The organism is Flavobacterium sp. (genome assembly GCF_025352425.1).
Lineage (GTDB): Bacteria > Bacteroidota > Bacteroidia > Flavobacteriales > Flavobacteriaceae > Flavobacterium.
Window position 1 is genome coordinate 29,306 of sequence record NZ_JANXTI010000008.1, and the last position, 22,273, is coordinate 51,578.

A 22,273-nucleotide genomic window follows, 5' to 3' on the forward strand; every position below is an offset into this window, starting at 1 on the left:
CAGAATACAATTATTGTAACTCTCTTTTAGTTAGCTCTGTTGCCACTCTGGCAACTGCTCTTCTGGCACTTCTAATTTGAAGTGGATTGGCAATTGGTGAAATAGCGTGAGCATTTCTTAGATCAGCGTATGCTTTTCTCAATTGACTAAGTTTTTCTTGTAACTCAGCTGCGGATAGATTTATAATTTCTGATTGTTTCATAATTAATTTTAGATTATGCTTCGAAATCTCTAGCAACGACAAACTTAGTTTTTACCGGAAGTTTTTGAGCTGCAAGACGTAGTGCCTCTTTAGCGACAGAAAGTGGAACTCCACCAACTTCAAACATTATTCTTCCTGGTTTTACAACTGCAGCCCAATATTCGACCGCACCTTTTCCTTTACCCATACGTACCTCAAGAGGCTTTTTGGTGATTGGTTTGTCTGGGAAAATATTGATCCATAATTGACCTTCTCTTTTCATATATCTGGTTGCAGCAATACGCGCAGCTTCGATTTGACGTGAAGTTAAAAACATTCCGTTTTCGTGTACAGATTTAATTCCAAACATTCCACTAGAAAGTTCGTGCCCTCTTTGAGCATTCCCTTTCATTTTACCCTTCTGTACCTTACGGTATTTTGTTCTTTTAGGCTGTAACATTTTTCTTTAATTTAAAAATTTACTTTCTTTTACGGTCTCCCGCAGGTTTTCTGTCTTTGTTGAAAGGCTTACGGTCACCGCCACCTCTAGGAGAATCGCCACCTTTACCGGCTTGTTTTTTGTCCATGCCTACAAGTGGAGAAAGATCTCTTTTTCCATAAACCTCACCTTTCATGATCCATACTTTGATACCCATTCTACCATAAGTAGTATGTGCTTCAGCCAAAGCATAATCAATATCGGCTCTGAAAGTTGATAGAGGAATTCTTCCTTCTTTGAATTGTTCTGAACGTGCCATTTCAGCTCCGTTCAAACGACCAGAAATCAAAACTTTAATACCTTCTGCATTCATACGCATTGCTGCTGCGATAGCCATTTTAATAGCTCTTCTGTATGAAATACGGCTTTCGATTTGACGTGCAATACTAGTTCCAACTAAATATGCATCTAACTCCGGTCTTTTAATTTCAAAGATGTTGATTTGAACCTCTTTGTCAGTAACTTTCTTAAGTTCTTCTTTCAACTTGTCTACCTCTTGACCACCTTTTCCGATAATGATACCAGGACGGGCAGTTGTGATAGTAACGGTTACAAGTTTCAAAGTTCTCTCGATGATTACTTTTGATACACTAGCTTTTGATAAACGAGCATGGATATACTTTCTGATTTTATAATCTTCGGCGATTTTGTCACCGTAATCATTTCCACCATACCAGTTTGAATCCCATCCTCTGATGATACCAAGTCTGTTTCCTATTGGATTTGTCTTTTGTCCCATCTTAATTAATTTGCTTGTGTGTTATCATTAGCTCCTAACACGATTGTCACGTGGTTTGAACGTTTTCTAATCCTGTGTGCTCTTCCTTGTGGAGCTGGACGAAGTCTTTTCAACATCATTCCACCATCTACAGTGATCGTTTTTATAAATAAGCCTGCTTCTGAAACGTTTCCGTCAGCATTTTTCTGCTCCCAATTGTTGATAGCTGATAATACTAATTTCTCTAATTTTCTTGAAGCTTCTTTTGAGCTGAATCTTAAAATATTCAAAGCTCTTTCCACTTTCTGACCTCTTACCAAGTCCGCTACTAAGCGCATTTTTCTAGGTGAAGTAGGGCAGTTATTCAATTTCGCGAAAGCAATCGACTTATTAGCCTCTTTTCTCGCATCTGCTGTTTCTCTTTTACGAACTCCCATTGCTTCTTATTTTTTACCTTTATTTTTTGCTCCAGCGTGACCTCTAAAAGATCTAGTTGGTGAAAACTCTCCTAATTTGTGACCTACCATGTTTTCTGTTACGTAAACCGGTACAAACTGACGACCATTGTGTACTGCGATAGTTTGTCCAACAAAATCCGGAGTAATCATAGAAGCTCTAGACCAAGTCTTTACTACTCCTTTGTTTCCACCTGCAATGTTTTCCTGAACTTTTTTATCTAATTTGTAATGAACAAAAGGTCCTTTTTTTAATGAACGTGCCATATCTTATTATTTCTTTCTACGTTCTACAATATACTTATTACTAGGGTTAACTTTAGAACGAGTTCTGTAACCTTTAGCTGGTAGTCCTTTTCTAGAACGTGGATGACCTCCTGATGAACGTCCTTCTCCTCCACCCATTGGGTGATCGACAGGGTTCATTGCAACAGGTCTTGTTCTTGGTCTTCTTCCTAACCATCTTGTTCTACCTGCTTTACCAGATACAATAAGTTGGTGATCAGAATTTGATACAGCTCCAATAGTTGCTGAACAAGTCAACAAGATTAATCTTGTTTCACCTGAAGGCATTTTGATTGTAGCGTATTTTCCGTCTCTCGCCATTAACTGAGCAAAAGTTCCAGCCGAACGAGCAATAACTGCTCCCTGACCCGGACGTAACTCAATACAAGAAATAACTGTTCCCAAAGGAATTTTACTTAATGGCAACGTGTTTCCAATTTCCGGAGAAGCATCTTCACCAGACACAACTGTCTGACCAACCTGCAATCCGTTTTGAGCAACGATATACGTTTTTTGTCCATCAGCATAAGCTAATAAAGCAATAAACGCCGTTCGGTTTGGATCATATTCAATTGATTTCACTGAAGCTGGAATACCATCTTTAGTTCTTTTGAAATCAATCATACGATACCTTTGCTTGTGACCACCGCCCGTATAACGCATGGTCATTTTTCCTTGACTATTTCTACCGCCTGAGTTTTTTATCGGTGCGATCAATGAACGCTCCGGCTTATCAGTCGTGATGGCGTCAAAACCATTCACAACTCTAAAACGCTGACCCGGGGTAATAGGTTTTAATTTTCTAACTGACATTTTCTATTAGATATTATTGTAAAAATCTATTGTTTCTCCTTCTTTTACTTGAACGATAGCTTTCTTATAGCTATTCGTTTTTCCGCTGATCAAACCACTTTTTGTGAATTTCGTAGTTCTGTCAGCTCTATAGTTCATCGTGTTTACAGTAACAACAGAAATTCCATAAGCAGCCTCAACAGCTTTCTTAATTTGAACTTTGTTTGCTTTTTTGTCAACAACAAAACCAAAACGATTGAAAACTTCACCTTCTTTGGTGATTTTTTCTGTTATGATAGGTTTAATTATGATACTCATGACGCTGTTATTTACTTAAATTTTCTTCAATACCTTCTAAAGAGCCTTCTGAAAGAACTAAGTTATTTGCATTTAAAATTGCATAAGTACTTAGTTCTGAATTAGTTACGACGCTAGAAGCTTTCAAATTACGTGACGACAAATATACATTTTTATTTGATTCCCCCAACACAAACAAAGATTTTTTGTTTTCTAACCCCAATGCTTTCAAAACATTGATGAAATTTTTGGTGTTTGGCGTTTCAAAATTGAAGTCTTCAACAACTACTATATTTGATTCTTTTGCTTTGATAGAGAAAGCAGATTTTCTTGCTAATCTCTTTACCGTTTTATTCAATTTGAAAGAATAACTTCTTGGACGCGGTCCAAATACAGTACCTCCACCTTTGAACAAAGGGTTTTTTGCACTACCGGCACGAGCTGTACCAGTACCTTTTTGTTTTTTAATCTTACGAGTAGAACCTGCAACTTCAGCTCTTTCTTTAGCTTTGTGCGTTCCTTGTCTTTGATTTGCTAAATATTGTTTAACATCAAGATAAACCGCATGATTATTTGGCTCGATTGCGAAAACTGAATCAGAAAGTTGAACTTTTCTTCCAGTTTCTTTTCCGTTGATATCTATTACTTTTACTTCCATTACTTCTGAATGATTACATAAGAGTTTTTGCATCCTGGAATTGCTCCCTTAACAACAAGCAGGTTCTTTTCAGCTACTACTTTTAAAACTCTAAGATTTTGTACTTTCACATTATCTCCTCCCATTCTTCCTGCCATACGCATTCCCTTGAATACACGTGATGGATAAGAAGATGCTCCTACAGAACCTGGCGCTCTCAAACGGTTGTGTTGTCCGTGAGTTGCTTGTCCAACACCACCAAAACCGTGACGTTTAACAACACCCTGGAAACCTTTTCCTTTTGATACACCTTGTACATCAACAAATTCTCCTTCGCTGAATACTTCCACGGTAACATTGTCACCTAATTTAAAATCACTTTCGAAACCTTGGAATTCAACGACTTTTTTCTTAGCAGAAGAACCCGCTTTTTTAAAGTGCCCGAGAGCAGCTTTAGTTGCGTGTTTTTCTGTTTTGTCATCGAAACCAAGTTGAAGTGCTTCATACCCGTCAACCTCTTTGGTTCTGACTTGGGTAACGACACAAGGTCCAGCTTCGATTACTGTACAAGGAATGTTCTTCCCGTTCTCATCGAATAAGCTAGTCATGCCGATTTTTCTTCCTATTAACCCAGACATATTAAACTAATTATTAATTAATAAATTTATTTTTTCTTTTAAAAAGAATTAAGTGTCGGACAGAATCCAACACTTAATTCCTGTTTTGTATTCAAGTATAATTATACTTTGATTTCTACTTCAACGCCACTTGGTAATTCAAGTTTCATCAACGCATCAATAGTTTTCGAAGAAGAACTATAGATGTCAAGTAATCTTTTGTATGAACTTACCTGGAACTGCTCTCTTGCTTTTTTGTTAACGTGCGGAGAACGTAGAACAGTAAATATTTTTTTGTGCGTAGGTAACGGAATTGGACCTGTTACAACAGCACCTGTGCTTTTCACAGTTTTTACGATTTTTTCAGCAGATTTATCTACCAACATGTGATCGTAAGACTTCAATTTAATTCTAATTTTTTGACTCATCTTGATAAATATTAAGCGTTACCTTTTGCTTTTTTGATTACTTCTTCTGAAATGTTAGAAGGAGTTTGTTCGTAGTGTGAAAATTCCATTGTAGAAGTTGCTCTACCTGAAGACAGTGTTCTTAATGTGGTTACATAACCAAACATTTCAGATAAAGGAACATTAGCTTTAATAGTTTTAGCTCCGGCTCTGTCACCCATATCATTCACCTGGCCTCTACGACGGTTGATATCACCTACGATATCTCCCATGTTTTCTTCCGGAGTAATAACTTCCATTTTCATGATTGGCTCAAGAATTACAGCTCCGGCAGCTTTTGCTACTTCTCTGTAACCCATTCTTGCTGCTAATTCAAATGAAAGAGCATCAGAATCCACTGGGTGGAAAGATCCATCTAATAAAGTTACTTTTAAACTATCAACCTGGTATCCGGCTAACGGACCCGTTTTCATAGCTTCTCTGAAGCCTTTTTCCACAGAAGGAATAAATTCTTTGGGAACGTTACCACCTTTAACTGCATTTACAAACTGTAAACCAACTGGTATTTTACCATCCACTTCATCCGCTGGCGCAAGAATAAATACGATATCACCGAATTTACCACGACCTCCAGATTGTTTCTTGTAAGTTTCTCTGTGTTGAGCAGATTTTGTGAAAGCTTCTTTGTATTCAACCTGAGGCTCACCTTGGTTTACTTCAACTTTGAATTCTCTTTTCATACGATCTACAAGAATGTCTAAGTGTAACTCACCCATTCCTGAGATAATCGTTTGACCTGAAGCTTCATCAGTTCTTACTGTAAATGTTGGATCTTCTTCGGCTAATTTTGCTAAAGCCATACCCATTTTATCAACGTCAGCTTTAGTTTTTGGTTCGATAGCGATACCAATTACCGGTGCCGGGAATTTCATTGACTCAAGAATAATTGGATGTTTTTCATCACACAATGTATCTCCGGTCTTGATATCCTTAAATCCAACTGCTGCACCAATATCACCTGCTTCGATATAATCGATTGGGTTTTGCTTGTTAGCGTGCATTTGGTAGATACGTGAGATTCTTTCCTTGTTTCCAGAACGTGTGTTTAAAACATACGAACCTGCATCCAAACGGCCAGAATAAGCACGGAAAAAAGCCAAACGCCCAACAAATGGATCGGTAGCAATCTTAAATGCCAAAGCAGCGAACGGCTCTTTTACATCTGGTTTACGTAATATTTTAGTTTGATCTTCTTCTAATAAATCAGCATCATCAGGGTGAATTCCTTCAATACCTTCTTTATCCATTGGAGATGGCAAGTATTTACACACTGCATCTAACATGAATTGAACTCCTTTGTTTTTGAAAGAAGAACCGGCAATCATAGGAATGATGGCCATGTCCATGGTAGCTGCTCGTAATGCGTTGTTGATTTCTTCCTCAGTGATTGAGTTTTCGTCTTCCATGAATTTCTCCAAAAGATTTTCATCATAATCCGCAACTGCTTCAATAAGAATTGATCTGTATTCTTTTACTTCTGCGAGCATGTCTTCCGGGATAGGCACAATATCAAAAGTAGCACCTAAAGTTTCATCATGCCATACAATAGCTTGATTTTTAACCAAATCTACTACACCTTTAAAATCGATTTCATCACCAATTGGCAATGTAATTGCAACAGCATTCGACTTCAACATATCCCTAACTTGTTGACAAACCATCAAAAAGTTAGACCCTTGTCTGTCCATTTTGTTTACGAATCCCATACGTGGCACTCTGTATTGATCAGCCAATCTCCAGTTAGTTTCTGATTGTGGTTCGACACCATCAACAGCACTAAACAAGAAAACCAAACCATCCAACACACGTAACGAACGGTTTACCTCAACGGTAAAGTCAACGTGACCCGGGGTATCAATAATGTTAAAGTGATAAGGAATAGATTCAGGCAAAACTGTACCTTGTTTTGTTGGAAAATTCCATTCACAAGTAGTAGCAGCCGAAGTAATGGTAATACCTCTTTCCTGCTCTTGTGCCATCCAGTCCATTGTTGCAGCACCATCGTGTACTTCACCAATTTTGTGTGATTTTCCGGTATAGAATAATATACGCTCCGTTGTTGTTGTTTTACCAGCATCAATGTGAGCAGCAATTCCGATATTTCTTGTAAATTTTAAATCTCTAGCCATTTCTTAAATATTAAAATCTGAAGTGAGAGAAAGCTTTATTTGCTTCTGCCATTTTGTGAGTATCCATTCTCTTTTTAACAGCAGCACCTTCTTCTTTAGCCGCTGCTAAAATTTCAGAAGCTAATTTACCTGACATCGATTTCTCGTTTCTTCTACGAGCATAAAGTATCATCCACTTCATGGCCATAGAGATTTTTCTGTCCGGACGAATTTGCATAGGGATTTGGAATGTAGCTCCACCAACTCTACGGCTACGTACTTCTACGTGAGGCATAACGTTTGTTAAAGCATCTTTCCATACTTCTAATGACGATTTTTCATCATTGTTCTTTTTTGTTTCTACAATTTCCATAGCATCATAAAATACTTTGAAAGCTGTCGATTTCTTACCATCCCACATTAAGTTGTTCACGAAACGTGTTACTAACTGATCGTTAAATTTTGGATCTGGTAAAAGTGGTCTTTTCTTTGCCGCTCTTTTTCTCATGTCTTTACTTTAAAGTTTTTAGATTACTTTTTTGCTTCTTTTGGGCGTTTAGCACCATACTTAGATCTTCGTTGTGTTCTTCCTGCTACACCTGATGTATCAAGCGCACCACGCACAATGTGGTATCTAACTCCTGGTAAATCTTTTACCCTTCCGCCTCGCACTAATACTATCGAGTGCTCTTGTAGATTGTGTCCTTCTCCGGGGATGTATGCATTTACCTCATTTCCATTAGTCAAACGTACCCGCGCAACTTTACGCATTGCAGAGTTTGGTTTTTTTGGAGTAGTAGTGTAAACACGCGTACAAACACCTCTTCGTTGAGGACAAGAATCTAAAGCAACCGATTTACTCTTCTTAGTGATCTGAGTTCTTCCTGTTCTTACTAATTGTTGAATTGTTGGCATAATTAAATACTAATTTTTCTTTTATTTATTAAATTCCCGCTTTTTTAGGGGTTGCAAATGTAGTAATTATTTTGAATGAAACAAATCGTAATTAATTAATTTTTTTATCAATTAAATATTTGTCTTTTAATGAGATAAAGAATAGCCATTAAATTGCCTATGCCTTTAAAAACCTAAGTCCCGCGAATGGCTATTTCAAACAAATTGTTATTCGCAATCATTAACAACAATAAAAACAGATTTTTTGCGTTATTTTGAAGCAAACAATTAGAGATTTTGAAAAAGATTTTGCTCTTTTTTTTCATAATTATCATCAGCGGAAATATTTCTGCCCAGGAATTCCATCTGAAAATTATAGGGCAAACCGAAAAAGAAACCAAAATTATTGACAGTATTGGCTATGTTCTGAAACATAAAAATGCAAAATCAATTCTGGATGAAAACAATTTATTTTACGAAAAGCTTAGCAAAGTAGGCTATTTGGAAAGTCAGCTTATAGAAAATTTCAAGCTAAATGACTCTACTTTTAGCTTCAAATACAGCCTTGGAAATAAAATAAAATATGCGCGCATATATATAGGTGTAAAATCAAAAGAAAATATCGCTGGAAATTACAGTATAAAAAATGATACCTTAACACTTCCTTACGATGAAACCGAGGGCTTTTTAAATGCAACTATAAAAAAATTAGAAAGCAATGGTTTTTCCATGGCAAAAGTCAAACTCATAAATCTACAAAAGAAAAATAACTCCATTACTGCTGACTTATCAATTGAAACAGAAATAAAAAGGCAAGTAAACGATATTGTAATTAATGGCTATGATAAATTTCCTGAAAGTCATAAAAAAAATATCATACGCTTATATCGCAATAAAGTTTTTAATCAAAAGAATTTGGATAAGCTCTATAATGATTTTGAAAAATTCCGATTCGTCAAGCAAAGTAAATATCCCGAAATTCTTTTTACAAAAGACTCAACAAAAATTTACGTTTATTTAGAAAAGACAAAGCCAAATACTTTTGACGGTTACGTCGGTTTTACCAATGATGAAAACAAGAAAGTGGTTTTTAGCGGTTATGTGGATTTGGTTTTGAACAATATTTTGAATTCCGGAGAAAAATTGGCCTTATATTGGAAGAGTGACGGGCAGGACCAAAAAACATTTAATCTTGGTGTTGAATTGCCCTATATTTTTAAAAGCCCATTGGGAATAAAAGCAGAATTAAATATATTTAAGCAGGACAGCACTTTTCAGAACACAAAAACGTCCATAAACTTAGGTTATTTTTTTAATTATAATACGAGGTTGTTTCTGGGTTATCAATCTACAGAGTCAAGCGATATTCAGAATGTAAATACTTCCACCTTAAGTGATTTTAATAATTCGTATATAACAACTGCGCTAGAATATCTCGATTTCAAGAATGATGATTTTCTTTTTCCAGAGAAAACTTCTTTCGATTTGAAAATAGGCACCGGGAAAAGAGATACAAAACTTCTTTCTGACAATCAGTTTTTCGGAAGTCTATTTGTAAAACACAATTTCTATCTTAATCAGAAAAACATCGTAAATATCAAATCTCAAAATTTTTATCTTCAAAGTGGTAACTACATAATAAATGAATTACAACGCTTTGGCGGAATAAACTCCATTCGGGGTTTTAACGAAAATAGTTTGCAGGGAAATTTGTTTAATTCAATTCTCTCTGAATATCGATATGTTCTCACCTCCAACCTTTATGTTCACTCGATTATTGACTACGGCTATCTTCAGGACAAAACTTCAAATAGCGATCAAAACCTTCTCGGTTTGGGTTTTGGCTTTGGTTTATCAACTAAAAATGGACTTTTTAACATCGTCTACGCTAACGGAAGCACGAATGAGCAAGTCATAAAACTTTCAAACTCCATTGTACACATCAGTTTTAAAGCAAGTTTTTAATTCCGAAATTCTACCTCAATCAATCGTTAATAAAATATGTAGTTCGACGACGTTTCGTTGCGAATTTTTAGGTGATTTTGCATAATTTCTGAGTTATTTTACATAATTCCCATTTTTTGTAAAATTTAACACGGTATTTTAACTATTCATTAGGATTTCTGATAAATGTTTATGACATTTGATAGACTAATTATAACCAAATTATAAGATGAAAACAAAGTTAAATGGATTCTTGACGCTTTTTATAGCGTTGTTGGTGCAAATCTCTTTTGCACAAGAAAGGATTGTTACTGGAGTTGTTTCAGACAACAGCGGCTTACCAATCCCTGGAGTAAATGTTCTCGTGAAGGGAACTACGTCGGGTACTCAAACCGATATTGATGGAAGATATTCCATTAGTGCTAGTCCAACCCAAACACTTATCTTTAATTTTGTTGGAATGAAATCCCAAGAAATTGTGGCTTCGTCGACAACAGTTAATGCAAAGATGAGTGATGACGCTATCGAATTAGAAGGTGTTGTTGTTACTGCTTTGGGTATTAAACGAGAAAAAAAATCTCTTGGTTATGCCACTCAGGAAATTAAAGGAGCCGATTTAAACTCAGGTACCGCAGGAGGGAACTTTTTAAACGACTTGTCGGGGAAAGTTGCTGGTCTACAGGTTAGAAGAAACAACAACTTTGGAGGTTCTACTAATCTTGTTTCACGTGGTGTAAAAAGTTTGACTGGTAACAATCAGATGCTGGTGGTAATTGATGGTGTTCCTGTAAATAATTCGAATACCAATTCACGAGCCCAGGTAACAGGTCGAGGAACAACTTTTGACTACGGTAATGCAGCTGCGGATGTTAATCCCGAAGATATCGAATCTGTAAATGTACTTAAAGGTGCTGCTGCGAGTGCTTTATATGGCTATCAAGCGGGTAACGGGGTTTTATTAATTACTACTAAAAAAGGAAAAGCGGGTAAAAAAGGTATGGGAGTAACTTTCTCAACTGAAGCCGTTGTAGGAAGTATTGACAAAAGTACTTTTATCAAATATCAAAACAAGTATGGTGCAGGATATGGATTGTATTACGGACCAGACGAAGATGGTTACTTCAATCAAGAAGATATTGATGGTGATGGAACTTTAGATAATTTAGTTCCTTTTTATGAAGATGCCTCTTTTGGAGCTCCTTTTGACAATAGTCTTGTTTACCAATGGGATGCCTTCACTCCATATTCTCCAAACTTTGGTCAAAAAACAGAGTGGAAAGTGGCAAAAAATGGTCCGATTACTTTTTTCGAAACTCCTCTTTCTTTAAATAATAGCATCTCTATAGAAGATGGGAATGAGAAGTCCAATTTTGTTTTTAACTTTAGTAATTTAAAACAAACTGGGCTACTACCAAATAGCGAAATCAACAAAAATAACTTTAGCGTAAAATTAAACCATAATTTAACCGACAGGTTTACTGTATCAGTTTTTGCTAATTACACTACACAAAAAGCCGTTGGTAGAAACTCCACAGGATATAACGACAACATCATGTCAAACTTCCGTCAATGGTGGCAAACAAACGTTGACATAAAAGAATTGGAACAAGTTTACAATGCCTCGGGCGGCCAAAATGTTACCTGGAATATCAAGTCACCAACAGACTTATCACCAGCATACTGGGATAACCCCTATTTCCAAAGATATAAAAACTATCAAAATGATAGCCGAGACAGATTCTTAGGTTATGCTAAATTTGATTATAAGATTAACAGTTGGTTATCAGCTACAACGAGAGTATCTACGGACACTTACTTTGAAACACAGGAAGAAAGAAGAGCCAAAGGCTCAGTTTCTTCCGAGTTTGGAGTCCCAAATGCTGATAATGTTCGCCAAGATGAGAAATCTGGTTATCAAAGATTTGAAAAAAACTACCGTGAAAACAACTATGATTTGATGTTCAATTTCAAAAAAACTTGGGACAAAATTAATTTTACAGGTTTATTTGGAGGTACAATCAACAGAATAAACCAAAATATTTTATTTGCTTCCACAAATGGTGGGCTCATTGTTCCTGGAGTATATAGTTTATTAAACTCAGTTCAGCCTATTAATGATCCTTATGAATTGCGTCCAAAAAGCGGAATTAACAGTTACTATGCTCAGGCTTCTTTCGGTTTTAATGACTTTATATTTTTAGACGGTACCGTGAGACGTGATGCTTACTCTTCCTTGCCTAAAGATAATAATGTTGTAACTTATCCATCAATTTCAGGTAGTTTATTGTTCTCTAACTTAATTAAACAAAAATGGATGTCCTTTGGTAAATTAAGATTAAATTGGGCAGAAGTAGGTAACGGCGCGCCGGACCAAGCTTTAGCTGATACTTATTCTAAATTCCCCGCGTTTAATGGGAATGGATTATTCTCTGTAAATTCTATCAAAAACAATCCAAATTTAAGACCAACTGTAACGTCCAGTTATGAAGCGGGTATAGAAATGCAGATGTTTGATAAAAGATTGGGATTTGATGTGAGTTACTATCGTTCTTTGAGTAAGGATCAAATTTACAGGGTTCCATATTCTGAGGCAACAGGTATTACTTCAAGATACGTTAATGCAGGCTCCATAGAAAACAAAGGAGTTGAAGTACAATTGAACATTACACCAGTAAAGACCGCAAATTTCCAATGGGATATTAATGTAAACTGGGCAAGAAACAGAAATGAAGTTGTTTCACTTGCAAAAGGTATTGATAATCTGCAATTAGGAAGCTTCCAAGGTGGTGTATCTATCAACGCCAGTGTAGGACAACCTTACGGTATTATTAAAGGAACTGACTTTACTTATTTAGACGGTCAGAGAATTGTTGGAGCTAATGGTAGATATGTACTAAACTCCAGCTCTAATAACAATATTGGTGATATCAATCCGGATTGGACAGGTGGTCTTAGAAACAAATTTACTTATAAGGATTTTGCATTCAGTTTCTTAATTGATTCACAAAAAGGAGGAGATATTTTCTCTTTGGACAGATCGTATGGTTTAGCAACCGGTTTACCTGATGAAACCGCGGCACTAAATGACCTTGGAAACCCAATCCGGAATCCTATAACAACAGGAACTGACTCCGGAGGTATTATACTTCCAGGTGTTCATGCAGATGGAACTCCAAACGAAACAAGAGCCCCTGGACCGTTTAACTTTGGAAACAGTTTTGGATACAGAAGACAGCCAAACAAAGCTTTTATTTATGACGCTTCCTATGTTAAATTAAGAGAAGTTTCTATATCGTACAATTTCCCTAAAAAATGGATAGACAACTTGAGGATAGACAACATGACGTTCAGCTTGGTTGGAACCAATTTATGGATAATTCACAAAAACTTACCAGATGCTGACCCCGAAAGTGGTCTAGGCTCAGGTAATCTTTCATCTGGTTATTCAGTGGGGTCATTACCAACCACAAGAAATATTGGAGGTAACTTAACGCTTAAATTTTAATTATGAAAAAGATATTTTTATTAATGTTTGTTTTTGCGGGTTTTTATTCCTGCACAGACGATATAACAGATCTAAACGAAGACACTGTAAACCCTACCGCGGTTCCGGCGGAGTTTTTGTTTTCCAATGCTGAGAAAAACATGGTGGACCAAATGGTCAATACGAGTGTTAATCTTAATGTGTTCAGGTTGTTTATGCAACAATGGACTGAAACAACATATACTGATGAAAGTAACTATGATGTCGCTACAAGAACAATTCCAGACAATCACTGGCAAGCTATCTACAGAGATGTATTAAGAGATTTAAAAGAATCCAGAAAAGTTTTGGCTACTGAAGTCTATACAGGTACAACTCAGGAAATTGCCGATAAGGAAATTGAAAGAACAAATAAAGGGCACTTGATAGACATCATGACGGCTTATGCTTATTCTGTATTAGTAGACACTTTTGGTAATGTTCCATATACTGAAGCATTAGATCCTTTAGATCATCCTCTGCCTGCTTATGATGATGCTAAAACTATATATAAAGATTTAATTTCAAAGTTAACCATTGCTTCGCATGGATTAGACACCAGTCATGGAAGTTTCGACACACAAGATTTGATTTATGGTGGCGACACTTCGCAATGGCAAAAATTTGCTAACTCTTTACGTTTAAGAATGGCTATCAATATGGATGACATCGATCATACTTATGCTTCTGCTCAGGTTGTTTCTGCGGTAACGGATGGTGTAATTTTAACTAATAATGATAACACTGACCTGTCGTACTTAGCAGCAAAACCAAATACGAATCCTATTTTTGTGGATGTAATATCTACAGGAAGAGACGACTTTGTTCCAACAAGTACTATTATTGATAAAATGAATGCCCTGAATGACCCAAGAAGAGCTGCGTATTTCACACAGATTGGCGGCATTTATGAAGGTGGTACTCCTGGAGACAGTAACAACTTTGCCAATTTTTCACATATTGGTACCATGATAGTGGAACCAACATTTGAAGGAACCATAATGGATGCTGCTGAAGTCGAGTTTTTATTAGCGGAAGCTGTTGAAAGAGGAATACCTATCGCGGGTACCGCTGAATCCCATTATAATGCGGCGATTACTGCATCAATGAGTTACTGGGGTGTTTCCCCTGTAGCCATTGCAGCTTATTTAGCGCAGCCAAGCGTAGCCTATGCAACAGCAACAGGACCATGGCAGCAAAAAATAGGCGAACAAGCTTATCTGGCTCTTTACAACAGAGGCTTCGAAGCATGGATATCTTGGAGAAGATTGAATTACCCAGTTTTAATTGCTCCGGCAGATGCAAATGAAACTGAAGTGCCTACACGTTTAACTTACCCTGCTAGAGAAGAAACTTTAAATGCAACTAATGTGGAAGCTGCTTCTACGGCTATTGGAGGAAATACGCTGACAACTCATATATTCTGGGACGTTAATTAATCTTAAGAATGTTTTTATAATCAAAACCATCTCGTTCTAAAACGGGATGGTTTTTTTATATCTTTGCGCCATGGAAAAAGAACATCAAATCTTCGGGATTAGAGCAATTATTGAAGGAATACAGTCGGGTGCAGCTATTGACAAAGTGTTTATTCAATCGGACACGCAAGGCGAATTAATGAAGGAACTTATGAAAGTGATGAAACAAAAAAGCATCAATTTCTCCTATGTTCCCGTTGAAAAACTAAACCGATTAACTTCCAACAATCATCAAGGCGCGGTTGCTACAATTTCCCCTATTGCCTTCCACGATTTGGAAACTTTAATCGAAAAAGTGCTGGAATCGGGAAAAACACCTTTATTCCTGATACTTGACCAAATATCCGATGCCCGAAATTTCGGTGCCATCATAAGAACCGCTGAATGTACCGGTGTTGATGGAATCATAGTTCAAAAAGCGGGTTCTGCTCCTGTTAATGGTGATACCGTAAAAACTTCAGCCGGCGCTGTATTTAATGTTCCAATCTGCAAAGTCGAACATATCAAAGATGCTATCTTTCATCTTCAGGGAAGCGGAATAAAAACCGTAGCCGCCACCGAAAAAACAGACCAAAACATTTACGATATTTCGTTAAACGAACCCGTCGCAATTATCATGGGAAGTGAAGACAGAGGAATCAATCCATCCGTATTAAAAATCGTAGATGAAAAAGCAAAGCTTCCTATGTTTGGAAGTATTGGCTCGCTCAATGTTTCTGTGGCTTGTGGTGCTTTTCTTTATGAAGCTGTTCGTCAAAGACAGTAAATATTTGATATTTAGAAGCGAATGGTTCGGGATTATCAGTTATCCTTATTCCCGCTATTCAATACAATAAAAATGTCACGAAGTGTCGTGACATTTTTATTTTCATTACTATCGGGGCTAGAAAAGAACTAATCGTTTGGTTTGGTATCGTTTGTCGTTTCCTTATAAACATAAGAATAACCAATCGCCGGAGATGCAATAATTTCTTCCGTTTCTTCATCAGGCTTCGGAGTATTGACAAAGTTTCCATTCTCATCAAAGTGCTTCATGAAAGCATCATCTTCCGGATTGAAATCGGGTTTTTCCCAATTGTATTGTATCGCTTTTTTATAATCGGGTGTTTTAAATTTTATAGCGAAAAAGAAACCCGTAATCAAACCTGCCAAATGTCCTTCCCAGGAAATTTGCTTATCCACTTCTGGAAAAACATACCAAATCAATCCACCGTAGAGCATCACAACTGTCAACGATAACGACATTAATCGGTAATATTGCGTCATCATTCCTTTGAAAAAAATAAAGGAAACAAGTACATATATTAAACTGCTGGCACCAATATGATAGGAATCCCGTCCAATTATCCAGGTTATTAATCCGGAAAGGAAAATCCCATAAAACAAAATTTTCAACGAAATATCCCTGTAGAAATAAATAAGTGCCGTTGCCAAAATAAATAAAGGAATCGAATTGTTAGCAATATGGTTCAAATCGCCATGAAGAAACGGACTGAAGATTACACCTTGCAAGCCTGATACGGTTCTTGGTAAAATTCCGTGTGAAGTCAAATCAATATTGAAACTATTTTCGAAGAAGAAAACTGCCCACATCAGAATAAGCAGCAATGAAGGCACCAGCCAAACAGAAGGGGTAAACTTAAAATGATGGTAATCGTTCATTGCTAAAGCTAAAATTATTTTTTGCTATTGTCAAAAATATAGCCAAACTAAAAGTAATGCTAATTTGTCAGTTTAAACCAAAGCTTCCCGAAAGTTTGCCGATACATAGCGAGAAGGTTTCGGGAAAGAATTGTTGCCCATTGATTGGTAAAGCCGTATTTTTACATCATGGAAGCACCACTTGCCGAGCGCATTCGACCACAAAAATTGGAGGATTATATAAGCCAATTACACCTTGTTGGTGAAAATGGTTCGTTGACCCAACAAATTGCCCGTGGTATAATTCCATCTATGATATTTTGGGGGTCACCCGGCACCGGAAAAACTACTTTGGCACAGATTATAGCTAAGCAAAGTAATCGTCCGTTTTATGAGTTAAGCGCCATAAATAGTGGTGTGGCAGCCATTCGCGATGTGATTGACAAAGCCAAACAAAGCGGCGGCTTATTCACTGCAAAAAACCCAATCCTGTTTATTGATGAGATTCACCGGTTTAGCAAATCGCAGCAGGATTCGCTTTTGGCCGCTGTAGAAAAAGGGTGGATAACGCTTATTGGAGCCACAACCGAAAACCCAAGCTTTGAGGTCATTCCCGCGCTTTTGTCACGTTGTCAGGTGTATGTCTTAAATCCGTTTTCAAAAGATGATTTGTTGGCTTTATTAAATCGAGCCATGAAGGAAGATGTATTTATGGTTTCCAAAAAAATAAAACTAAAAGAAACCGAAGCGCTAATCAGGCTTTCCGGCGGCGATGGACGAAAGCTATTAAATGTTTTTGAACTTGTCGTTAACGCCAGCCCAGAAGGCCTAATTACAATAACCAATGCTAAAGTTTTGCAATTGGTGCAACAAAACACGGTTCTTTATGATAAAACCGGCGAACAGCATTACGATATTGTTTCGGCATTTATAAAATCCATACGCGGAAGCGATCCAAACGGCGCGGTGTATTGGTTGGCCCGAATGATTGAAGGCGGCGAAGATGTGAAATTCATTGCCCGAAGAATGCTAATTTTGTCAAGCGAAGACATCGGAAACGCAAATCCAACAGCCTTCATTATGGCAAATAGTACGTTTCAGGCAGTTTCGACCATTGGTTATCCCGAAAGCCGGATTATCCTGAGCCAATGTGCTGTTTATTTGGCAACATCGGCTAAAAGCAATGCAAGTTATATGGCTATTGGCGAGGCGCAGCAAATGGTAAAACAAACCGGCGATTTATCGGTGCCGATACATTTGCGTAATGCGCCAACAAAACTGATGAAAGAATTGGGTTATGGTGAAGAATACCAATATTCACACAGCTATGAAAACAATTTTTCGGCCCAGGAATATTTGCCTGATGAAATCAAAAATACCGCTTTTTACAAACCTGGGAATAATGCACGTGAAAATGAATTGGGTAACTTCTTAAAGAATCGCTGGAAGGATAAGTATGGTTATTAATTAAGGTTTACTATAGATACTAGTTGGGAAATTAATTTGTCTTCTTTATAATATTCTAAAAACCATTTACCCGATTTTCGTAGCAAAACACCATTATTTATAAGATAACAATCGGGTGATGATGTCTTATAAATTGTCATTACGAATCGGGGAACGTCGGTGTTATTCGTCAGTAATTGAAATCCAGTTTCACCATATGGTTTTGCAAAAAGCGGCTCCGAATACAATGAAGAAATCTCAGTTGGTTCAATTGATTTTTTAGGAATTGTAACTGCTGTTTTGGTCTCTATTACTTCAAGCGTAGCTTCACTTTTTCCACTATATTTATAATCCAGTTTATCAAATGATTTTCCAGCTTCACGCAATGCCTGATTATATGCCGCTGCATATTCTTTCTCTCGGCTACTACCAAATTGAGTTTCGAAAAGCAGTTGCTCTTTACAGTCTTTCAAGGCTACCTTAACTTTAGTCATCAGAATTCCGCTGTCATCTGTAACATCAGCATATAAAAAATTGCATCTCTGATTGTCAACATTTAACGGAATTTCTTCAGAGCTTAAATAAGCTTTAAAACCATATTTCTGCAGCAATAATTTGGTTAATGTATTTAGTCCGTATTGGTCATCTTTTTTTAAAAAATCAAACTTTACAGGCACAATTACATATTGGAAATCATTAATGTTTTGCGAAAATGCATAACCCGAGATTAAAATAAACAACAATACAATTTTCTTCATTTACAATATTTTTTTTAATTCTAATAAATGATTTATAGTTTGCAACCCTTCTGCAGCGTAGATTCCTTTTTCATCAAACAAAATAGCTTTCATACCAAAATTTATCGCGCCGCGAATATCCGCATCAATGCAGTCACCAATCATGATAGCATTTTCTTTTTTAACATTCGCCAAAGATAGCGCATATTCAAATATGGTAGCGTGTGGTTTTTTCACACCTGCCATTTCCGAATTGGTAATGGTATTGAAATACTTCCCTAAACCCGAATTATTGATCTTCTTCCCTTGCACTTCGGCAAACCCATTGGTAATAATATGAAGGTTGTATTTTGGCTTTAAATATTCCAAAACTTCAATTGCGCCATCAAATAACTGATTGTTATCGGGCATATACTCGATGTAATAATGGGCAATGTGATTTATTTCTTCATCAGAAATAGTATAATTTAAAGCATCAAAAGATTGTCGCAAACGACTATATCGCAACTCTTCATGCGTAATTTCATCAACCTGATACAACTTCCAGCACGCCTGGTTTATTGGTGCGTAGATTTTGATAAACGCATTGGTGGCAATTGTTGGATGATGTTCTGCAAAGATTTTATCAAAAGCCAAAACCGAATTTGCATCAAAATCCCAAAGCGTGTGATCTAAATCGAAGAAAATATCTGTTATGTTTTTCATTTTAAAAAATGCCTTCGTCCTGAAAACTGAAATAGCCAGTTTCGGTAATTATAATGTGGTCGAGGACTTTGATATCTAATTGTTCGCCAGCCACTTTTAGTTTTTTGGTAATATCCTTATCCGCATCGCTCGCTTGAAGTTTGCCCGAAGGATGATTGTGGGTCAAAATTATGGAAATTGCGCCTTGTTCCAAAGCAGTTTTGAATATTAATCGCACATCGACCACAGTTCCTGTAATTCCGCCTTTGGAAAGCTGTGACTTGTATATTACTTTATTAGAATTATTAAGATACAACACCCAAAATTCTTCGTGTGGCAGCTCGCCAATTATGGGTTGCATAATTTCAAAAACAGCTTTGCTTGAAGTTATTTTTTGGAGGTCGACAGTTTCCTCTGCTCTACGTCGTCGGCCTAATTCTAAAGCGGCAACGATTGAAACAGCTTTCGCTTCGCCTATTCCTTTGAATTCCATTAATTGCTTCAATGATAATTTTCCTAATGCATTTAGGTTATTATCTACACTAGACAAAATCCTTTTGCTTAAACCGACAGCACTTTCGTTTCTGCTTCCCGAACCAATGAGAATAGCAACCAACTCGGCGTCACTCAAAGCAGTTTTTCCTTTTAGCATCAGCTTTTCTCGTGGCTTATCATCTTCCGCCCAATTCTTTATGGAAAATTTTTGTTCACTCATCATTATTTAATTAATGATAAATGTAAGAATTTGATTTAAATAATTAACGCTTTCACCTCATCAAAATTCAATCCGCCATAATTCCCGGAACTCATTAATAACAGCGCCGAATTACTTAAATCATAATTAAAAAGAAAATCCTTAAACTCAGCGGGATTGGTATAAATAATCAAATCATCGCGTTTGAAGGATTGCGCAATTTGGTTATAAGTCACTTCTTCCAGTTGCTTTATCTTCACTGCATCAGGCGAATAGAAAACCACCGCAACATCTGCAGCATCAAGTGCGCCTTCATATTCTTTCAAGAATTCGGCATTCAAACTACTGTACGTGTGAAGTTCCAGACAAGCCACTAATTTTCTGTTTGGATATTGTGCTTTAACAGCTGTGGTTGTTGCCGATACCTTGCTTGGTGAATGCGCAAAATCCTTGTAAGCGACTTTGCCCTTGCCTTCCGCAATTTTTTCTAAACGTTTGGATGCGCCTTTGAAACTGGCAATGGCTTCGTAGAAATCGGCTTCGTCAACGCCCATGTTTTGACAAATCCATTTGGCACCAGCTAAATTATTGAGATTGTGTGCTCCGAAAACTTCAATTGGCATTTGTCCTTCAGGTGTGTCTAATAAAGTGGTTCCACTTTCAACGTTATAACTTGGTGTTTTATAAGGTATTCTTCTGATGGTATTTGTAGTTTCTTCGGCGACTTTTTTAACCATTTCGTCTTCTTCATTGTACACCAAAATTCCGCCTTTGGTGATTTGGTTAACAAAGATTTCAAATTGCTCTACATAATTCTCAAACGTCGGGAACACATTGATATGATCCCAGGCAATGCCCGAAATTAGAGCGATATTTGGCTGGTACAAATGAAACTTTGGCCTTCTGTCAATTGGAGACGACAGGTATTCGTCGCCCTCCAAAACAATAAAATCATTTTCATGAGTCAAATGAACCATAGTGTCAAAGCCCTCCAATTGTGCGCCAACCATATAATCGACTTCAATATTGTGATAATGCATAACATGCAGAATCATTGATGTGATGGTTGTCTTTCCGTGTGAACCGCCAATAACGACGCGGGTTTTGTTTTTGGATTGTTCGTATAAAAATTCCGGATAGGAATAGATTTTTAAACCTAATTGCTGAGCTTTCAATAATTCAGGATTATCTGCTTTTGCATGCATACCGAGAATAATGGCTTCGATTTCTGAAGTTATTTTTTCGGGAAACCAGCCAAATTCATTTGGCAGTAAGCCTTTCTTTTCCAATCTTGTTTTTGAAGGCTCAAAAATAGCATCATCGCTTCCGGTTACCTGATATCCTTTATTGTGTAATGCTAAAGCAAGATTGTGCATTGCCGCTCCTCCAATGGCTATGAAATGTGTACGCATTTTATGACTTGTTTTTTTCTTTATATTCCTGTAAAACCTGAAGGGCTTTTTCGGGTTGATGTAGTTTTTCCCTATATAAATCTGCTAATCGTTGATAGGTGTTTTTTGAGCCGCCCATTTGTAGAGCTTTAATATAGTTTTTTTCAGCACTTTTATATCGCTTAAAATATTCGTCAATATGTGCCTTGGAAAGATATCCATCTACAGGCGAAATTTTAAATAATTCATTCGAATATCGTTGCGCTTTTCTTTCGCTACCGCCAACAAAAGCGGGTAACTGAAGATAATATTCTATTAAAGCCCATCGTGCTCCGATATGGTTTGGATTAAGGCTCAGTGCTTTTTCAAATGATCCTCTAATATCACTTATGAGTTTGATGGCAACCCATTTTCCGCCAGTTTGTGCTCTCATTCCTAAAGCGCCACCATACTTATAGTAATAATCCGCTTCATTAGGCTTTAATGTTTTTAGTTTTTCATAATAAAAAGCCGCTTTATCCCAATCTTTAGTATTACTGGCAATATCGCCAAGATACTCAATAGTCTTTAACTGATTTGGATTTTCCTTGTAACTGCTTTCAAAAATAGGCTTTGCTGCAGCAAATTTTTCTTGCTTAAATAGTTTTTCGGCTTTCTCAAAATTAGTTTGGGAAAAGATTGCCATGGGCAAAAAAAGTAAAAAAGCGCTAGAAATTTTCATCGAAACAAATATAAGTGATTAATCCTATTTGTTGAAATAGTAATTGTTAAGATTGATAGAAGGA

At 36.8% G+C, this 22,273-nt stretch carries 24 protein-coding genes; 5 read left to right on the forward strand and 19 right to left on the reverse strand.

Annotated features, from left to right (window positions below; genetic code table 11):
- Positions 1 to 10: 10 nt before the first annotated feature.
- The 13 genes from rpmC to rpsL form a co-directional block, all read right to left on the reverse strand.
- A complete protein-coding gene (gene rpmC / locus Q0Q99_RS00915; RefSeq protein ID WP_293890005.1) occupies positions 11 to 202 on the reverse strand; it encodes a 50S ribosomal protein L29 in 192 nt (63 codons plus the stop codon).
- Positions 203 to 215: 13 nt separating this feature from the next.
- Positions 216 to 641, reverse strand: coding sequence for a 50S ribosomal protein L16 (gene rplP / locus Q0Q99_RS00920; protein ID WP_136151639.1), 426 nt, complete (start codon positions 639 to 641; stop codon positions 216 to 218).
- A 19-nt stretch (positions 642 to 660) separates the two neighbouring features.
- A complete protein-coding gene (gene rpsC, locus Q0Q99_RS00925; RefSeq protein ID WP_293890008.1) occupies positions 661 to 1,419 on the reverse strand; it encodes a 30S ribosomal protein S3 in 759 nt (252 codons plus the stop codon).
- Positions 1,420 to 1,424: 5 nt separating this feature from the next.
- Entirely contained in the window at positions 1,425 to 1,835 is a 411-nt protein-coding gene (rplV, locus tag Q0Q99_RS00930; RefSeq protein ID WP_293874525.1) for a 50S ribosomal protein L22, read from the reverse strand.
- A gap of 6 nt (positions 1,836 to 1,841) precedes the next feature.
- Positions 1,842 to 2,120: a 30S ribosomal protein S19 gene (gene rpsS / locus Q0Q99_RS00935; protein WP_007136562.1), complete on the reverse strand. Its 279-nt coding sequence runs from the start codon at positions 2,118 to 2,120 to the stop codon at positions 1,842 to 1,844.
- Positions 2,121 to 2,126: 6 nt separating this feature from the next.
- A complete protein-coding gene (gene rplB / locus Q0Q99_RS00940; RefSeq protein WP_293890048.1) occupies positions 2,127 to 2,951 on the reverse strand; it encodes a 50S ribosomal protein L2 in 825 nt (274 codons plus the stop codon).
- 6 nt (positions 2,952 to 2,957) lie between these two features.
- Complete coding sequence (gene rplW / locus Q0Q99_RS00945; RefSeq protein WP_293890049.1) at positions 2,958 to 3,248, reverse strand: 50S ribosomal protein L23; 291 nt, start codon at positions 3,246 to 3,248, stop codon at positions 2,958 to 2,960.
- Between the two features lie 7 nt (positions 3,249 to 3,255).
- The gene (rplD, locus tag Q0Q99_RS00950) at positions 3,256 to 3,885 is read right to left on the reverse strand and encodes a 50S ribosomal protein L4 (protein ID WP_293890050.1); all 630 of its coding nucleotides are present in this window, start codon (positions 3,883 to 3,885) and stop codon (positions 3,256 to 3,258) included.
- Positions 3,885 to 4,502: a 50S ribosomal protein L3 gene (gene rplC, locus Q0Q99_RS00955; RefSeq protein WP_293890051.1), complete on the reverse strand. Its 618-nt coding sequence runs from the start codon at positions 4,500 to 4,502 to the stop codon at positions 3,885 to 3,887. The genes rplD and rplC overlap by 1 nt, the downstream gene beginning before the upstream one ends.
- A gap of 101 nt (positions 4,503 to 4,603) precedes the next feature.
- Positions 4,604 to 4,909: a 30S ribosomal protein S10 gene (rpsJ, locus tag Q0Q99_RS00960; protein ID WP_136151632.1), complete on the reverse strand. Its 306-nt coding sequence runs from the start codon at positions 4,907 to 4,909 to the stop codon at positions 4,604 to 4,606.
- A gap of 11 nt (positions 4,910 to 4,920) precedes the next feature.
- A complete protein-coding gene (gene fusA, locus Q0Q99_RS00965; RefSeq protein WP_293890052.1) occupies positions 4,921 to 7,077 on the reverse strand; it encodes an elongation factor G in 2,157 nt (718 codons plus the stop codon).
- Between the two features lie 10 nt (positions 7,078 to 7,087).
- Positions 7,088 to 7,564, reverse strand: coding sequence for a 30S ribosomal protein S7 (gene rpsG / locus Q0Q99_RS00970; protein ID WP_136151630.1), 477 nt, complete (start codon positions 7,562 to 7,564; stop codon positions 7,088 to 7,090).
- A gap of 23 nt (positions 7,565 to 7,587) precedes the next feature.
- Positions 7,588 to 7,971: a 30S ribosomal protein S12 gene (gene rpsL, locus Q0Q99_RS00975; protein WP_007136570.1), complete on the reverse strand. Its 384-nt coding sequence runs from the start codon at positions 7,969 to 7,971 to the stop codon at positions 7,588 to 7,590.
- A 276-nt stretch (positions 7,972 to 8,247) separates the two neighbouring features.
- Between rpsL and Q0Q99_RS00980 the strand changes: the two genes are divergently transcribed.
- The 4 genes from Q0Q99_RS00980 (at position 8,248) to rlmB (ending at position 15,661) form a co-directional block, all read left to right on the forward strand.
- Positions 8,248 to 9,915: a hypothetical protein gene (locus Q0Q99_RS00980; RefSeq protein ID WP_293890058.1), complete on the forward strand. Its 1,668-nt coding sequence runs from the start codon at positions 8,248 to 8,250 to the stop codon at positions 9,913 to 9,915.
- Positions 9,916 to 10,123: 208 nt separating this feature from the next.
- Complete coding sequence (locus tag Q0Q99_RS00985; protein ID WP_293890060.1) at positions 10,124 to 13,399, forward strand: SusC/RagA family TonB-linked outer membrane protein; 3,276 nt, start codon at positions 10,124 to 10,126, stop codon at positions 13,397 to 13,399.
- Between the two features lie 2 nt (positions 13,400 to 13,401).
- Positions 13,402 to 14,856 carry a SusD/RagB family nutrient-binding outer membrane lipoprotein gene (locus tag Q0Q99_RS00990; RefSeq protein ID WP_293890062.1) on the forward strand — a complete coding sequence of 485 codons (1,455 nt, stop codon included), beginning with the start codon at positions 13,402 to 13,404 and terminating at the stop codon, positions 14,854 to 14,856.
- A 70-nt stretch (positions 14,857 to 14,926) separates the two neighbouring features.
- On the forward strand, positions 14,927 to 15,661 hold the full coding sequence (gene rlmB / locus Q0Q99_RS00995) for a 23S rRNA (guanosine(2251)-2'-O)-methyltransferase RlmB (protein WP_293890064.1): 735 nt from the start codon (positions 14,927 to 14,929) through the stop codon (positions 15,659 to 15,661).
- 128 nt (positions 15,662 to 15,789) lie between these two features.
- On the opposite strand, the gene Q0Q99_RS01000 is transcribed toward rlmB, so the two are convergent.
- Complete coding sequence (locus tag Q0Q99_RS01000) at positions 15,790 to 16,557, reverse strand: rhomboid family intramembrane serine protease (protein WP_293890066.1); 768 nt, start codon at positions 16,555 to 16,557, stop codon at positions 15,790 to 15,792.
- 168 nt (positions 16,558 to 16,725) lie between these two features.
- On the opposite strand from Q0Q99_RS01000, the gene Q0Q99_RS01005 reads away from it, so the two are divergent.
- The gene (locus Q0Q99_RS01005; protein WP_293890068.1) at positions 16,726 to 18,003 is read left to right on the forward strand and encodes a replication-associated recombination protein A; all 1,278 of its coding nucleotides are present in this window, start codon (positions 16,726 to 16,728) and stop codon (positions 18,001 to 18,003) included.
- Here Q0Q99_RS01005 and Q0Q99_RS01010 read toward each other — a convergent pair.
- Genes Q0Q99_RS01010 through Q0Q99_RS01030 form a run of 5 tightly spaced genes read right to left on the reverse strand, consistent with a single transcriptional unit; the run spans position 18,000 to position 22,173 of the window.
- On the reverse strand, positions 18,000 to 18,740 hold the full coding sequence (locus Q0Q99_RS01010; RefSeq protein ID WP_293890070.1) for a hypothetical protein: 741 nt from the start codon (positions 18,738 to 18,740) through the stop codon (positions 18,000 to 18,002). The genes Q0Q99_RS01005 and Q0Q99_RS01010 overlap by 4 nt on opposite strands.
- Positions 18,741 to 19,424, reverse strand: a complete 684-nt coding sequence (locus tag Q0Q99_RS01015) for a YjjG family noncanonical pyrimidine nucleotidase (protein ID WP_293890072.1) — start codon at positions 19,422 to 19,424, stop codon at positions 18,741 to 18,743.
- Between the two features lies 1 nt (position 19,425).
- Positions 19,426 to 20,118: a DNA repair protein RadC gene (radC, locus tag Q0Q99_RS01020; RefSeq protein WP_293890074.1), complete on the reverse strand. Its 693-nt coding sequence runs from the start codon at positions 20,116 to 20,118 to the stop codon at positions 19,426 to 19,428.
- A gap of 35 nt (positions 20,119 to 20,153) precedes the next feature.
- Entirely contained in the window at positions 20,154 to 21,509 is a 1,356-nt protein-coding gene (gene murC, locus Q0Q99_RS01025) for a Mur ligase family protein (protein ID WP_293890076.1), read from the reverse strand.
- A 1-nt stretch (position 21,510) separates the two neighbouring features.
- Complete coding sequence (locus Q0Q99_RS01030) at positions 21,511 to 22,173, reverse strand: lipopolysaccharide assembly protein LapB (RefSeq protein ID WP_293890077.1); 663 nt, start codon at positions 22,171 to 22,173, stop codon at positions 21,511 to 21,513.
- Positions 22,174 to 22,273: the final 100 nt, after the last annotated feature.

Bases quoted from the DNA above. Each gene is read 5' to 3' on its own strand.
- rplV (WP_293874525.1), bottom strand. From the start codon at position 1,835: ATGGGAGTTCGTAAAAGAGAAACAGCAGATGCGAGAAAAGAGGCTAAT.
- rpsC (WP_293890008.1), bottom strand. From the start codon at position 1,419: ATGGGACAAAAGACAAATCCAATAGGAAACAGACTTGGTATCATCAGA.
- Q0Q99_RS01015 (WP_293890072.1), bottom strand. From the start codon at position 19,424: ATGAAAAACATAACAGATATTTTCTTCGATTTAGATCACACGCTTTGG.
- rplC (WP_293890051.1), bottom strand. From the start codon at position 4,502: ATGTCTGGGTTAATAGGAAGAAAAATCGGCATGACTAGCTTATTCGAT.
- radC (WP_293890074.1), bottom strand. From the start codon at position 20,118: ATGAGTGAACAAAAATTTTCCATAAAGAATTGGGCGGAAGATGATAAG.
- Q0Q99_RS01010 (WP_293890070.1), bottom strand. From the start codon at position 18,740: ATGAAGAAAATTGTATTGTTGTTTATTTTAATCTCGGGTTATGCATTT.
- rplW (WP_293890049.1), bottom strand. From the start codon at position 3,248: ATGAGTATCATAATTAAACCTATCATAACAGAAAAAATCACCAAAGAA.
- rpmC (WP_293890005.1), bottom strand. From the start codon at position 202: ATGAAACAATCAGAAATTATAAATCTATCCGCAGCTGAGTTACAAGAA.
- rpsJ (WP_136151632.1), bottom strand. From the start codon at position 4,909: ATGAGTCAAAAAATTAGAATTAAATTGAAGTCTTACGATCACATGTTG.
- Q0Q99_RS01000 (WP_293890066.1), bottom strand. From the start codon at position 16,557: ATGAACGATTACCATCATTTTAAGTTTACCCCTTCTGTTTGGCTGGTG.
- murC (WP_293890076.1), bottom strand. From the start codon at position 21,509: ATGCGTACACATTTCATAGCCATTGGAGGAGCGGCAATGCACAATCTT.
- Q0Q99_RS01005 (WP_293890068.1), top strand. From the start codon at position 16,726: ATGGAAGCACCACTTGCCGAGCGCATTCGACCACAAAAATTGGAGGAT.
- Q0Q99_RS00990 (WP_293890062.1), top strand. From the start codon at position 13,402: ATGAAAAAGATATTTTTATTAATGTTTGTTTTTGCGGGTTTTTATTCC.
- rplB (WP_293890048.1), bottom strand. From the start codon at position 2,951: ATGTCAGTTAGAAAATTAAAACCTATTACCCCGGGTCAGCGTTTTAGA.
- rplD (WP_293890050.1), bottom strand. From the start codon at position 3,885: ATGGAAGTAAAAGTAATAGATATCAACGGAAAAGAAACTGGAAGAAAA.
- Q0Q99_RS01030 (WP_293890077.1), bottom strand. From the start codon at position 22,173: ATGGCAATCTTTTCCCAAACTAATTTTGAGAAAGCCGAAAAACTATTT.
- fusA (WP_293890052.1), bottom strand. From the start codon at position 7,077: ATGGCTAGAGATTTAAAATTTACAAGAAATATCGGAATTGCTGCTCAC.
- rpsS (WP_007136562.1), bottom strand. From the start codon at position 2,120: ATGGCACGTTCATTAAAAAAAGGACCTTTTGTTCATTACAAATTAGAT.
- rpsG (WP_136151630.1), bottom strand. From the start codon at position 7,564: ATGAGAAAAAGAGCGGCAAAGAAAAGACCACTTTTACCAGATCCAAAA.
- rpsL (WP_007136570.1), bottom strand. From the start codon at position 7,971: ATGCCAACAATTCAACAATTAGTAAGAACAGGAAGAACTCAGATCACT.
- rplP (WP_136151639.1), bottom strand. From the start codon at position 641: ATGTTACAGCCTAAAAGAACAAAATACCGTAAGGTACAGAAGGGTAAA.
- Q0Q99_RS00985 (WP_293890060.1), top strand. From the start codon at position 10,124: ATGAAAACAAAGTTAAATGGATTCTTGACGCTTTTTATAGCGTTGTTG.
- rlmB (WP_293890064.1), top strand. From the start codon at position 14,927: ATGGAAAAAGAACATCAAATCTTCGGGATTAGAGCAATTATTGAAGGA.